The organism is Pseudenhygromyxa sp. WMMC2535 (assembly GCF_011083025.2).
In genome coordinates this window covers 5,001,176-5,014,101 of record NZ_JABJWV010000001.1, presented here as the reverse complement: position 1 = coordinate 5,014,101, position 12,926 = coordinate 5,001,176, and the positions used below count along the sequence as shown (strand labels likewise).

Sequence of the window (12,926 nt, the reverse complement as noted above, 5' to 3'; positions counted from 1 at the left end):
GCGGCCCGCTGACAGCGAGAGCGCCCGGCAAACACAAATACAAAGACGAGTGAGCGGAGGCGCCCGGCGCCCGCTCACTCGTCTTCGTCGCTCAGCCGCCAGTCCGACAGCCCCGTCGTCCACGCGCGCAGGCTCAGCGGGTGCTCCCAATGCCAGGGCTCGCGCTTGTAGGGCGTGAAGCCAAAGCGGTAGGCGTTGGCGATCAGCCACGCGTAGGCCGGCGTCTTCTTCTGCTTGGCCGCCGTCTTACTCTTGGGCTCGAGGCCGCCCGTGCCGAAGTCCACGGCCAGGCCAGTCTCGTGGGGCGAGCTGTAGGCCAGCCACTTGCGGCCCTCCTTCACGCTCCCGTACTTCTTGGTCACGTATTGCTCGTACTGCTTGCGCGAGCTCCAGCGGTGCCTTCGCCAGCCCGACTGAACGAGCAGCTCGACCCCGATGTCCTGCTTGCACGCGGCCACGAGCTGCGCGAGGTCGACGGCAGCGAGGCGGTGGAGCAGCCGCGTCTTGCCCCCGGTCCCGGGGACCTCGACCAGGACCGCGGAGCTGCGCGGCACGGAGCCCAGCCGGGCCACGCGGACCCTCCGCTCGACGAAGTCTCCGCTCTGGCAGCGAAAGCCAGCTTGCTTCCACACGCGGATCTCCGCCCGCGTCGGCGCGTCGACGATCCCCGCCTGGGCCTGGCCAAAGGACACCCGCACACGCTTGCGCGCGTAGGCGGAGATGCGGTCCTCTGCCCGCGCGGCCGTCTGAAAGGCGACCACGGCCTTGGTCGTGGCCTTGTCGAACTTCCCCGAGGGCGAGTCGTCGCACACGCCAAAGGCGAACAGATCGTTTTGCAGGGCGAGCACCGCGTCGCCCGAGTCGCCCTCGCGCAGATCCGCGTCCGCGTCGAAGTAGGCGAAGGCCTGGCCGACGCTCAACACCCGGGGCGGCGCGTCGCTGGCCTCGTCATCGTCGTCATCGTCGTCGTGCGGATCTTCGCCCTCGGCGACGTCGTCGAGCTCCTCCTCCCCCGAGGGCTCGTCGTCGCGCACCCAGACCTTTTTGAAGTGATCGAAGGTGCCCGGACCGACCTTGCCATCGGCCGCGATGCCCTGGGCGCGCTGCCAGGCCTGGATCTGCTTGACAGTCTGCTTGCCCCACTTGCCGTCGGCGCTCGCGCCCACGGTCCGCTGGATTCGCTTGACCGTCTCGACGTCGTAGTCTTGCTGCTTGTTGTAGCTGACCGCGCTCATACTCGCCGAGCATGATAGCGCCTCGGAGCCGAGGCGACGCCTGCCCTTCAGTGGGGCCCCGCCCAGGGTTCAGCCCAGGCGGCGCACGCCCACGTCATCGAGCAAGTACTCGACCACCGCTTTTTGCATCTCGATCCGCCGGGCCTCCTCGAAGCCCATCCAGGTCTCGATGCACAGGCCGACACAGCCGATCGCGTCGACGATCACCTCCGTCGACGAGGTCGCCACGGGGAAGTAGTGCGGGTCCCAGTGCTCCTGCTCGCCGTCGAAGCGCGCGTTGAGCCGCGCCAGCGTGCGGTCGACGATCTCCGGCCGGGGCTCGACGCCATAGACGATGGTCTGGCCAAAGGTCGGATAGTCCAGGCTCGGGTCGTAGCGCTTCTTGGACTCGTGGAGCGTGACCATCAGTGCCGGGCGCTCGTCTTCGACGAGGTCCATGAACTTGCGCGCGAGCCGACGCTCCCACTCGGGCGAGTCCGCGTCACCCGGGAACATGCGATTTAAATCGAGGCCACCAGGTGCCGCGCGCTCACGCGCCCGATACGCGCGCGGGTTCATCACCGGGCAGACCAACAGCCGGCCATGGCTTGGACGCAGCGCGGCCTCGAGCAGCTCTTGCAGCGCGTGCACCCCCGCGACCTCGTCTCCGTGGATCCCAGCTTGGATCAGCGCCGTGGGTCCGGGCTCGCGGGCCTCGAACACGTAAAGAGGGATGGTCGGCTCGAGGAAGTGGACGCCAGGGGTGAAGGGCATGGCGCGGCCAGGATAGTGCCCCGCCGACGCGTCTGAAAAGGCCCGCGGGCCGCCCCAAAAGCGCTCCGGCTCGAGCTCGGGCTCAGGCTTCGAGCTCGAGCATGATCCGCTCGAGCTGCTCGCGCGCCCGACTCAGGCGGCGACGCATGGTCGCAGGCTTGGTGTCGAAGCACTCGGCGATCTGCGCGGAGGTCAGGCTCTCGAAGTAGTAGAGCTCGAGGGCGGCCTGGAGCTGGAGGGGCAGGCGGCGCAGGGCCTCGTTGAGCAGCTGCTGACGCTCGCCCCGCCCGACCATGGTGCTCATGCCCATGCCCATGTCCTCGAGGGTGTGGGTCAGGGGGTCCACGACCAGGCGCTGGGCCTTGGTCAGGTGCTCGCGCCACAGGTTCCAGGCGATGCCGTAGGCGTAGCCGAACACCGTCTTGTCGATGCGATCGCGGCCGTCGACGAGGCGGAGCATGGTCTCCTGGACCAGATCCTGGACCTGGTCCCCGCGCACCCGGTTCCTGAAGAAGCGCATCAGCGCCGGCGCCAAGTTGGCAAAGAGCTCACGCCCGGCGTGCTCGTCACCACCGCGCCAGCGCTCGAGCAGGTCGGCGTCGCGCTCCTTGGTCACGCACCGACGTTCGGCCGCTCAGCCAGAAATGTCAACGATAAACAAAAAGATGAGCATCACTGGCAGCGCGCGCGCTGACTCCCGGTGAACACAGCTCATTTTTCTAGGTCGAATCGCGCCACTGCCTCACCAAAGCGCCGGTGTTCGAGCGATGTACCGCCCTCTGGAAGGGTGTGCACAATCCATAGGTCACCGTACTGTTTTTCGCCGATCCGCACCTTTTCCTCGACGCCCAGGGCCTCCAGCAGCGGCGGGATGGTGTTCGAGTGACCCACGACCAGGGACACGGTACCTGCCTCACGTCGCAGGCGCGCGAGCAGGCCGTCGATGTCCCTCGGCGGATAGTGCGTGGGCTCGATGCCAGTGACGGCCGCGACCGCGGCCGCGGTCTCCTCGGAGCGCCTGCTCGCCGTCACGTAGATCGCGTCGAGCTCGCGCAGGGGCAGGTCCTCGGCCAAAGCCAGGGCTCGCGCCTGCCCCTCGGCGGAGAGCGGCGGATCCCGGCGCGCCGCCTCGTCCGCCGCCATGTCGCCCGTCTCGCCTGGAGACACCTGCTTCTCGGCGTGGCGGACGATATAGACGGTGATCGGCTCGGCCTGAGGGAGCTGCGCGCAGGCGCAGGCGTCACCGCAGCCGAGCGCGGCGACCAGGCTGGCAGCCAGGCCCACGCCCAGCAGGCGCAGGCTTCGACGACGCTGGAGGAGGCAGGGTTCGGGCTCGACGCGCATGGGAGGTCACCGCGCTCAGCGCAGCAGGTTCAGGGGGACGAGCTCGGACTCGGCGGCCGCGGCCTCGCCAAAGAGGTCGTCCTCGCCGACCTCGGCGACGGCCCCGGCGCCCGCCAAGCTCGCGTCCCACAGGTGCGAGGCTTTGACGTTGCCCACGGCCGCGAGCAGGCTCTTGCGCAGCAGCGGGTTGTCGCGCTCGAGCTGGGCGAGCAGGGCCTTGACCTGCGCGCGCTTGAGGTTGGGCTGGGAGCCGCACAGATCGCAAGGCACGATCGGGAAGCCGGCGGCCTCGGCGTAGGCGGCGATCTCGGCCTCGGCGCAGGTCGCCAGCGGCCGGATGATCACGTTGCGCCCGTCGTCGGAGCGCAGCTTGGCGGGCATCGCCTTGATCTGCCCGGCGTAGAACAAGTTGAGCAGCAAGGTCTCGATCACGTCGTCGCGGTGGTGACCCAAGGCGATCTTCGTGGCCCCGAGCTCGACGGCGACGTCGTAGAGGATGCCCCGGCGAAGCCGCGAGCACAGCGAGCAAAACGCCTTGCCCGCCGGCGTGTTGGCCTTGACCGGCGTGTGCGTGTCGCGGGCGACCAGGCGATGGGCGAAGCCCTCGGCCTCGAGGTGCTCGCGCAGGATCTCCACGGGGAAGCCCGGGTGGCCCTGGTCGAGGTTGACGGCGATCAGCTCGAAGTCGAAGGGCAGGCGCCTTTCGTAGGCGCGCAGCAGGTGGAGCATCGCCCACGAGTCCTTGCCCCCGGAGACCGCGACCATGATCCGGTCGCCGGGCTCGATCAGCGTCATGCTGCGGTTGAGCCGAGAGATCTGGCGCAGCAGCCTGCGCTCGAGTTGCTCGCGGTTCATAGCGACCCCTGGGCCAGCGCGAGCAGCCGCGGGGCCTCGGCGAGCAGCACGTCGAGCTCGATGCGCTGCCTGGAGCGGTAGACGAGGCCGACGAGCTTGTCCTCGCGGCGCCACAAGATCAGGTAGGCGGACTCCGTGGACCGCCCGGCCGTGTCGTACTGGGTGAGCTCCTTGAAGCCGACGTCGACGCCCGAGAAGGTCTCGACCCGGGGCATGTCGGCGATGCGCTCGTCGAGCTCGCGCTGGGCCTGCTCGTCGGCGAGGTCCTGGACGATCGGCTCGATGATCCGCTCGCCGTCGACGACCTCGGCCAGGCCGCGGCAGACCTCGGCGGCCGCGGGGGCGAGCTGCTCGCCGTGGGCGATCAGCGACTCGACCCCCTGGCCCGAGGCCGCGGCGCCGCGCGAGAGCAGGTCCTCGACCGCGGCGCTGAGCTGGCCGTCACCCGCGTGCTCGGCCCACAGCGCCGCGCCCTTTTGGCTGGCCTGGTCGCCGAGCTCGCCCGCGAGCGCCTTGCCCCGCTCACCGGCCTTGTCACCCAGCTCACCAGCTTTGTCGCCCAGCTCCCCCGCCAGCGCCTGGCCGCGGCGCTGGGCCTCGTCGGCCGCCGCGCGTGCCTTGTCCTCTGCCTGCTCGCGCGTGCAGCTCAGCGCCAGCGCCAAGACCGGCGCCAGCGCGAACAAGCGGGTCATCCGTGGTCCGCCCATGGCACCCCAAGCTACGCCAGCGCAGCCCCGGGGGCCAGCGCTCGGACGAATCGGATATATTCCGACCCGCCCGCCGTGTCGGTCCTCCGCACAATCGTCCACTCCTCGCGCGCCCTGGTCACCACCGCCAAGGACGCCGTACGCTTTCGTGAGATCGCCCAGGTGTTCATCACCCACGGCTTCGGCTGGGTCGTCGCCCAGCTGCGCCTACGCCGGGAGCTCCAGATCGAGCACGACGGCGAGGACCTCGGCCGCGCCGCGCTCAACAGCCCCGACACCGGCAAGCGCCTGGTCAAGGCGCTGACCCTGCTCGGCCCGACGTGGGTCAAGTTCGGTCAGATCCTGTCCACGCGCCACGACGCACTCCCGCCCTCGATCGTCTCCGAGCTCCAGAGCCTGCAAGACGACGTCGAGCACGTCGACATCGAGGACATCCACGCCCAGCTCGAGCGCAACCTCGGCAAGGACTGGCGCGCGCACTTCGAGTCCTTCGAGGACGAGCCGCTGGCCTCGGCGAGCATCGGCCAGGTCCACCAGGCCGTGCTCGGAGACGGGACCAAGGTCGTGCTCAAGATCCAGCGCCCGGGCATCGGGCCGACCATCGAGAGCGACGTCAACATCCTGCACACCATCGCCGGCTACCTCGAGGAGGCCTTCGAGGAGGCGCACATCATGGACCTGCGCGGCATGGTCCGCGACTTCGCCAAGTCCCTGTCCCAGGAGCTCGACTACCAGGTCGAGTCCAACAACATGGAGCGCTTCCGGCGAAACTTCGCCGCGAGCGAGGACGTGCGCATCCCCGCCGTGTTCAAGGCGCTGAGCACCAGCCAGGTCCTGACCATGGAGTTCATCGAGGGCAAGAAGTTCGACGTGGTCATCGACGAGGGCGAGGCCCCCGACGAGCTCGTGCGCCGCTACTTCAACGTCGCCTACAAGATGCTGTTCATCGACGGCTTCTTCCACGGCGACCTGCACCCGGGCAACGTGCTGCTGACCCCCGACGGCCGCCTCGGCCTGCTCGACTGCGGCATGGTCGGGCGGCTCGCGCCCAGCCGCCGCGACAAGGTCATCGACATCATCCACGCGGTCATCAACGAGGACCTCGAGGCGCTCGCGCGGACCTTCTTCCAGCTCGCGATCCCCCAGGGCCACGTCGACTACCCGGCCTTCGAGGCCGACGCGATCGCGATCGCCGAGCAGTACCTGCTCGGCGTGCCCCTCGCCCAGATCCAGATCGGCGAGCTCTTCCAGCAGCTCGTCGGCGGCGCCGCCCGCCACAAGGTCCGCATGCCCACGGACTTCACGATGATGTTCAAGGCGATCATCACCACCGAGGGCCTGGCCAAGGCGATCGCCCCCGACGTCGACCCGATCGAGCTCGCGCGCCCCTTCATCACCCAGATGATCACCGAGCGCTACAGCCCCGAGCGCCTCAAGCAGCAGGCGACCCGCGACCTGATCGCCTTCTCGGGCATGGCGCGGACGATCCCCAACACCATCCCCGTGCTCCTCGACGAGCTCGGCGGCGGGCGAATGAAGTTTGGCGTCGCGCCCGAGACCCTCGCGCTCCAGCACAAGGCCGCCGACCTCCGCGTCGGTCGGGCGATCCGCGCCGCGCTCTCGATCGCCCTGCTGATCTGCGGGACCGCGGTGATCGGCGTGGCCGGCCTGCCCATCGCGCTGTGGGGGATCCCGTGGCTGACGATCTGTTTTTGGGGCGCGGCGCTGCTGCTCAACGCGACCTTGCTGCGGCGCAAGAACATCCTGCCGCAGGACTGAGCGCGCGTTCGCTCCGGCGCTCGCCTCTCCCAGGGGCGCGGCCCAACACAACCCGACGCAGTTGGAAGTGCGGGTGAGAGCCCGAGCTTCGCGCCGGCGCGCGGTGGTGCCCGATCCGCGCCCCAATATGCGTATGGCGAGTCCTGAATCCGCGGAGAGGTTGAACGAAGCGAGGAGCTTCTCCTCGCTTCACCGCGGCGACGCTGCCCTCTCGCGCGGCGCTCCTCCCTGGCAACGCGCTCTCACGACCCGTTGAAGGTCTGGAACAGCGCATGCAAGGCCTCGGCTTTCGTCGCCCCCAGCGCGCGACCGTCCGAGACCAACCATGCTTCGACTTCGATTGATCACGCTGCTGCTCGTCGCCTTCACGGTGATGGGTTGCCGAGCGCAACACCAGACCAAGGAAGAGGCCGGCACCTTCTTGGTGACCAGCCCGCTGCGCGAGGACGCCGAGCTGACCCACGAGTACGTCGCTCAGATCCGCGCGATCCAACACATCGAGCTGCGCGCGCTCGAGCGTGGCTACCTCGAGGACATCTTCGTCGACGAGGGCCAGCAGCTCGAGGAGGGCGAGCTGATGTTCCAGATCATGCCGATCATCTATCAGGCCGAGGTCAGCAAGGCCAAGGCCGAGACCGAGCTCGCCGGCATCGAGTTCGACAACGCCAAGCTGCTCGCCGATGAGAACGTGGTCTCCCCGAGCGAGCTCGCCCTCGCCAGGGCCAAGCTCCACCGCGCCAAGGCCGAGCTCGAGCTCGCCTCCGCGCACCGCAAGCTGACCGAGATCCACGCGCCCTTCTCCGGGATCATGGGCCGCTTCTTCGCCCGCAAGGGCAGCCTGCTCGAGGAGGGCGAGCTGCTGACCACGCTCTCGGACAACAGCACCGTGTGGGCCTACTTCAACCTCTCGGAGCGCGAGTACCTCGACTACGAGCGCCGCTCCCAGACCGAGGATCTCAGCGCGGTCCAGCTCCAGATGGCGACCGGCGAGCTGTTCTCCGAGCCCGGCAAGATCGAGACCATCGAGGCCGACTTCGACAACGAGACCGGCAACATCGCGTTTCGAGCCAGCTTCCCCAACCCCGAGGGCCTGCTGCGCCACGGCGAGACCGGCAAGGTGCTGATGACCATGCCGCTGCCGGGCGCGCTGCAGATCCCCCAAAAGGCGACCTTCGAGATCCTCGATCGCCACTACGTCTACGTCGTCGGCGAGGATGGCGTGGTCCACTCGCGGGCGATCACCGTCGCCGCCGAGCTCCCCCATCGCTACATCATCTCCGAGGGGCTCGAAGAGTCCGATCACATCCTGCTCGAGGGCCTGCGCAAGGTCCACGAGGGCGAAGCCATCGAGGTCGAGTACCAGGCCCCCGCCGAGGCCTTCGACCAGCTTCAGCTGCACGCGGAGTAGCTGCACATGTTCGAGAAATTCATCCACCGCCCCGTCCTCGCCATCGTCCTGTCGCTGATCGTCGTATTCCTCGGCGCGCTGGCGATCCGCGAGCGCCCCGTGTCGCAGTTCCCCGAGATCGCCCCGCCGCGGGTGATCGTGACCATCGCCTACCCGGGCGCGAGCGCGGACGTGCTCGTCAAGTCGACGCTGATCCCCCTCGAGCGCTCGATCAACGGCGTGCAGAACATGAAGTACATGATCTCCGACGCCACGAGCGCCGGCGAGGCGACGATCCAGGTGGTCTTCGACCTCGGCACCGACCCCAACCGCGCCGTCGTCAACGTCAAGAACCGCGTCGACCAGGTGCTCAACCGCCTGCCCCCGCTGGTCCAGCTCGAGGGCGTGGTCGTCTCGCGCGTGCAGCCGAGCATGTTGATGTACGTCAACTTGTACAGCACCGACGAGGAGGCCGACGAGAAGTTCCTCTACAACTACGCGAACATCAACATCCTGCCAGAGCTCAAGCGCATCAAGGGCATCGGCAACGCCAAGATCCTCGGCAGCCGGCAGTTCGCGATGCGCGTGTGGCTCGACCCCGATCGCATGCGCGCCTACGGGATCTCGGCCGACGACGTCATGAAGGCGATCGACGAGCAGAGCGTGATCGGCCGGCCCGGGCGCCTGGGTCGCAGCTCCGGCAAGCAGGCCCAGTCGCTCGAGTACGTGCTCGTCTACCAGGGCCGCTACAACAAGCCAGAGCAGTACGGGAAGATCATCTTGCGCGCCAACGCCGAGGGCGAGTCCCTGCGCCTCGAGGACGTGGCCAAGGTCGAGCTCGGCAGCGAATTCTTCGACATCTACTCCAACCTCGACGGCCACCCCTCGGCCGCGATCGTGCTCAAGCAGACCTACGGCAGCAACGCCAGCGAGGTCATCGAGCAGGTCAAGGACAAGCTCGAGGAGATCCGCGGCGACTCCTTCCCGCCGGGCATGGACTACAAGATCAGCTACGACGTCTCGAGCTTCCTCGACGCGTCGATCGAGCAGGTCTTGCACACCCTCGGCGAGGCCTTCGTGCTCGTCGCCCTGGTCGTGTTCGTGTTCCTCGGTGACTGGCGCTCGACGCTGATCCCGACCCTCGCGGTCCCGGTCTCGCTGATCGGCGCGTTCATCTTCATGTCCGCGTTCGGGATCTCGATCAACCTGATCACCTTGTTCGCCCTCGTCCTTGCGATCGGCGTGGTCGTCGACGACGCGATCGTCGTCGTCGAGGCCGTGCACGCCAAGATGGCCGAGGAGGACATCTCGCCCTACCAAGCGGTCAAGCGCGTGCTCGGTGAGATCAGCGGGGCGATCATCGCGATCACCGTGCTGATGGCCGCGGTGTTCGTGCCCGTGGCCTTCATGTCCGGCCCGGTCGGCATCTTCTACCGCCAGTTCTCGATCACCATGGCGACCTCGATCGTGCTCTCGGGCATGGTCGCGCTGACCCTGACCCCGGTGCTGTGCGCGATGATCCTCGAGCGCCACGGTCACGGCGGGCACAAGCGGCGCACGCTGCTGCGTCGCGGCCTCGACGGCTTCGACAGGGTGTTCGAGAAGGGCACCTCGGTCTACGTCGGCGTGCTGCGCAAGACCGTCAAACGCCGCGCGCTGACCGTGGGCCTGCTGCTCGCCTTCGTCGGGGGCATCATCGCCGTCAGCCTGACCCTGCCCGCCGGCTTCGTGCCCAACGAGGACCAGGGCATGATCTACGCCATCGTCCAGACCCCGCCCGGGGCCACGCTCGAGCGCACCAACGAGGTCTCGCACCAGCTCCAGGCCATCGCCGAGGACGTCGAGGGCATCGAGTCCGTGTCCTCGCTGGCCGGCTACGAGATCCTCACCGAGGGTCGCGGCTCGAACGCGGGCACCTGCCTGATCAGCCTCGAGGACTGGAGTCAGCGCGAGCACTCGGTCCACGAGATCATCGAGGAGCTCGAGGAGAAGACCAAGGACCTCGGCGCGGTCATCGAGTTCTTCGAGCCGCCCGCCGTGCCCGGCTACGGCGCCGCCGGCGGCTTCGCCCTGCGCCTGCTCGACAAGACCAACTCGACCGACTACCAGGACTTCGATCGCATCAACCAGGAGTTCATGGCCAAGTTGCGCGAGCGCCCGGAGATCACCGGGTTGTTCACCTTCTACGCCGCCAACTACCCGCAGTACGAGCTCGAGATCGACAACGAGCTGGCGATGCAAAAGGGCGTCTCCATCGGCGCGGCCATGGAGAACCTCGACATCATGATCGGCAGCACCTACGAGCAGGGCTTCATCCGCTTCGGGCGCTTCTTCAAGGTCTACACCCAGGCCGCGCCCGAGTTTCGGCGCATGCCCTCGGACATCCTCGAGATGTACGTGAAGAACGACAAGGGCGAGATGGTCCCCTACTCGGCCTTCATGACCATCCACAAGCGCCAGGGGCCCAACGAGATCACCCGCTACAACCTCTACAACTCCGCGGCGATCCGCGGCGCGCCGGCGCCCGGCTACACCAGCGGCGACGCCATCAAGGCCGTCGAAGAAGTCGCGGCCGAGGTCTTGCCGCGGGGCTACGACGTGGCCTGGGAGGGCCTGTCCTTCGACGAGGCTCGGCGCGGCAACGAGGCGCTGTACATCTTCATGATCGTGCTCGCCTTCGTCTACCTCGTGCTCGCCGCCCAGTACGAGAGCTTCATCTTGCCCCTGGCCGTGGTCCTCTCGCTCCCGGCCGGCGTGTTCGGCTCGTTCTTGCTGCTCGAGTCCATGGGCCTGGCCAACGACATCTACGCCCAGGTCGGCCTGGTCATGCTCGTGGGGCTGCTCGGCAAGAATGCCGTGCTGATCGTCGAGTTCGCGGTCCAGGAGCACCGCAAGGGCAGCTCCGTGTTCGACTCGGCGATCGAGGGCGCGCGCGCCCGCTTCCGCCCGATCTTGATGACCTCCTTCGCCTTCATCGCGGGCCTGCTCCCACTGGCGAGCGCCTCGGGACCCGGGGCCATCGGCAACCGGACCATCGGCACCTCGGCCCTGGGCGGCATGCTCTTCGGCACGCTCTTCGGCGTGGTCATCGTCCCCGGCCTCTACTACATCTTTGGCAAGCTCGCGGACCGCGAGCAGCTGATCCGCGACCAGGACCACGAGCCGCTCTCGGAGCACGAGGCGAACCTGCCCGAGCCCTCCGGCGTCCGCATCCGGGAGACCCTCCCGGACGAGGACACGCCCCCGGAGCTGCAGATGCCCGCGGTCGAACGCTCGAGCGAGCCAAGCAGCGCCGTCTCGGACGCGCCCGCCCACTCGCAGGAGCTCGCCGCCACACCTCGCCGCGCGCCCGAGAACGAGGAGGACCACGATGCCTAGCCGCCCCTCGACCCTGAAGCGGGCCCGCCGCGCCCTCGCTGGCCTGGCCCTCGTCGCGCTCCTGCCCGCGGGCGGCTGCGCGAGCTACCTCGCCAACAACCCGCCGCGCGAGGCCGACCGCGAGCCACCGGACAGCTGGGGCGAGCAGGTCGAGGTCGACGCGGGCGGCGAGACGACCGCCGCCGCGCAGCAAAAGTGGGAGGAGTTCTTCGCCGACGCGCACCTGCGCGCGCTGATCGAGGAGGCCCTCGACAACAACCAGGAGCTCAACATCAGCCTCCAGGAGATCATCATCGCCCAGACCGAGATCGCCGCGCGCCGCGGTGAGTACATCCCCAAGCTCGACGGCTGGGTCGGCGGGGGCATCGAGAAGGTCGGGCGCTTCACCAGCCAGGGCGTCAGCGACGAGAGCCACGGCGTGGCGGCGAACCTCCCGGACCTCGGCTTTGGGGTCTCGGCCTCGTGGGAGCTCGACGTCTGGGGCAAGCTGCGCAACGCGGCCAAGGCCGCCAACCAGCGCTACCTGGCCAGCGTCGAGGCCCGGAACTTCCTGGTCACGCAGATCATCGCCGAGATCGCCGACGCCTACTACGAGCTGCTCGCCCTCGACGCTCAGCTCGAGGTCATCGATCGCAACATCGCGCTCCAGCAGGACGTGCTGAAGATCGTCAAGCTCGAGAAGCAGGCCGCGCGGGCCACCGAGCTCGCCGTGCAGAAGTTCCAGGCCGAGGTGCTCGAGAACCAGGGCAAGAAGTTCGACCTCGAGCAGCGCCGGGTCGTCGCCGAGAACCGCATCAACCTGCTCGTCGGTCGCTACCCCCAGCACGTCGAGCGCGACGCGGCGCGCCTCCACGCGGGCACCTCTCTCGACCTGCCCGCGGGGATCCCCGCCGAGCTGCTCGACAACCGCCCCGACGTGCGCCGGGCCGAGCGCTTGCTCGAGGCCGCCAAGCTCGACGTCAAGTCGGCCAAGGCCCGCTTCTACCCCTCGCTGAGCATCGACGCCGAGCTCGGCTACCAGGCCTTCAACGCCCGCCACCTCGTCGACACGCCGCAGTCGCTGATCTACAGCCTCGCCGGCAGCCTGGTCGCGCCGCTGCTCAACCGCGCCGCGATCAAGGCCGACTATCAAAAGGCCAACGCCATGCAGATCCAGGCCGTGTTCGAGTTCGAGCGCGCCCTGCTCTCGGCCTTCACCGAGGTCGTCAACTACATGGCGATGACCAAGAACCTCGCCGAGCGCTACGACCGGGTCCAGCAGCAGGTCGAGACCCTGCGCCAGGCCGCCGAGATCTCGAACACCCTCTATCGCTCGGCGCGGGCCGACTACATGGAGGTGCTGATGACTCGCCGCGATACCCTGGACGCCGAGATGGAGCTGATCGAGCTCGAGAAGCTCCAGCTTCAGGCCCGGGTGGGGCTCTATCGCGCGCTCGGAGGCGGCTGGCGCAGCGAGTGAGGCGAATCGAGGGTGAGGGCGAAGACCTC

The 12,926-nt window shown here is 68.3% G+C and carries 10 protein-coding genes; 4 read left to right on the top strand and 6 right to left on the bottom strand.

Annotation, left to right across the window (positions count from 1 at the left end):
• Positions 1-74 precede the first annotated feature (74 nt).
• From G6O69_RS19620 to G6O69_RS19595, 6 genes are all read right to left on the bottom strand, one after another.
• Positions 75-1,235 carry a M15 family metallopeptidase gene (locus tag G6O69_RS19620; protein WP_172305050.1) on the bottom strand — a complete coding sequence of 387 codons (1,161 nt, stop codon included), beginning with the start codon at positions 1,233-1,235 and terminating at the stop codon, positions 75-77.
• A gap of 69 nt (positions 1,236-1,304) precedes the next feature.
• On the bottom strand, positions 1,305-1,988 hold the full coding sequence (locus G6O69_RS19615; protein WP_172305049.1) for a succinylglutamate desuccinylase/aspartoacylase family protein: 684 nt from the start codon (positions 1,986-1,988) through the stop codon (positions 1,305-1,307).
• An 82-nt stretch (positions 1,989-2,070) separates the two neighbouring features.
• Positions 2,071-2,604, bottom strand: coding sequence for a sigma-70 family RNA polymerase sigma factor (locus G6O69_RS19610; protein WP_172305048.1), 534 nt, complete (start codon positions 2,602-2,604; stop codon positions 2,071-2,073).
• A 95-nt stretch (positions 2,605-2,699) separates the two neighbouring features.
• A complete protein-coding gene (locus tag G6O69_RS19605) occupies positions 2,700-3,332 on the bottom strand; it encodes a histidine phosphatase family protein (RefSeq protein ID WP_172305047.1) in 633 nt (210 codons plus the stop codon).
• Positions 3,333-3,347: 15 nt separating this feature from the next.
• A complete protein-coding gene (gene ttcA / locus G6O69_RS19600; RefSeq protein WP_172305046.1) occupies positions 3,348-4,187 on the bottom strand; it encodes a tRNA 2-thiocytidine(32) synthetase TtcA in 840 nt (279 codons plus the stop codon).
• Positions 4,184-4,894: a hypothetical protein gene (locus G6O69_RS19595; protein WP_172305045.1), complete on the bottom strand. Its 711-nt coding sequence runs from the start codon at positions 4,892-4,894 to the stop codon at positions 4,184-4,186. The genes ttcA and G6O69_RS19595 overlap by 4 nt, the downstream gene beginning before the upstream one ends.
• 75 nt (positions 4,895-4,969) lie before the next feature.
• Between G6O69_RS19595 and G6O69_RS19590 the strand changes: the two genes are divergently transcribed.
• The 4 genes from G6O69_RS19590 (at position 4,970) to G6O69_RS19575 (ending at position 12,897) form a co-directional block, all read left to right on the top strand.
• Positions 4,970-6,673: an AarF/UbiB family protein gene (locus G6O69_RS19590; protein WP_172305044.1), complete on the top strand. Its 1,704-nt coding sequence runs from the start codon at positions 4,970-4,972 to the stop codon at positions 6,671-6,673.
• A 325-nt stretch (positions 6,674-6,998) separates the two neighbouring features.
• Positions 6,999-8,081, top strand: coding sequence for an efflux RND transporter periplasmic adaptor subunit (locus G6O69_RS19585; RefSeq protein WP_172305043.1), 1,083 nt, complete (start codon positions 6,999-7,001; stop codon positions 8,079-8,081).
• 6 nt (positions 8,082-8,087) lie between these two features.
• On the top strand, positions 8,088-11,438 hold the full coding sequence (locus G6O69_RS19580; RefSeq protein ID WP_172305042.1) for an efflux RND transporter permease subunit: 3,351 nt from the start codon (positions 8,088-8,090) through the stop codon (positions 11,436-11,438).
• Positions 11,431-12,897, top strand: coding sequence for an efflux transporter outer membrane subunit (locus G6O69_RS19575; protein WP_172305041.1), 1,467 nt, complete (start codon positions 11,431-11,433; stop codon positions 12,895-12,897). Before G6O69_RS19580 ends, G6O69_RS19575 begins: the two co-directional genes overlap by 8 nt.
• Positions 12,898-12,926: the final 29 nt, after the last annotated feature.

What these genes read in the sequence shown, in the direction of transcription:
- G6O69_RS19620 (WP_172305050.1), bottom strand. Translation starts at nt 1,235, where the DNA reads ATGAGCGCGGTCAGCTACAACAAGCAGCAAGACTACGACGTCGAGACG.
- G6O69_RS19615 (WP_172305049.1), bottom strand. Translation starts at nt 1,988, where the DNA reads ATGCCCTTCACCCCTGGCGTCCACTTCCTCGAGCCGACCATCCCTCTT.
- G6O69_RS19605 (WP_172305047.1), bottom strand. Translation starts at nt 3,332, where the DNA reads ATGCGCGTCGAGCCCGAACCCTGCCTCCTCCAGCGTCGTCGAAGCCTG.
- ttcA (WP_172305046.1), bottom strand. Translation starts at nt 4,187, where the DNA reads ATGAACCGCGAGCAACTCGAGCGCAGGCTGCTGCGCCAGATCTCTCGG.
- G6O69_RS19595 (WP_172305045.1), bottom strand. Translation starts at nt 4,894, where the DNA reads ATGGGCGGACCACGGATGACCCGCTTGTTCGCGCTGGCGCCGGTCTTG.
- G6O69_RS19585 (WP_172305043.1), top strand. Translation starts at nt 6,999, where the DNA reads ATGCTTCGACTTCGATTGATCACGCTGCTGCTCGTCGCCTTCACGGTG.
- G6O69_RS19580 (WP_172305042.1), top strand. Translation starts at nt 8,088, where the DNA reads ATGTTCGAGAAATTCATCCACCGCCCCGTCCTCGCCATCGTCCTGTCG.
- G6O69_RS19575 (WP_172305041.1), top strand. Translation starts at nt 11,431, where the DNA reads ATGCCTAGCCGCCCCTCGACCCTGAAGCGGGCCCGCCGCGCCCTCGCT.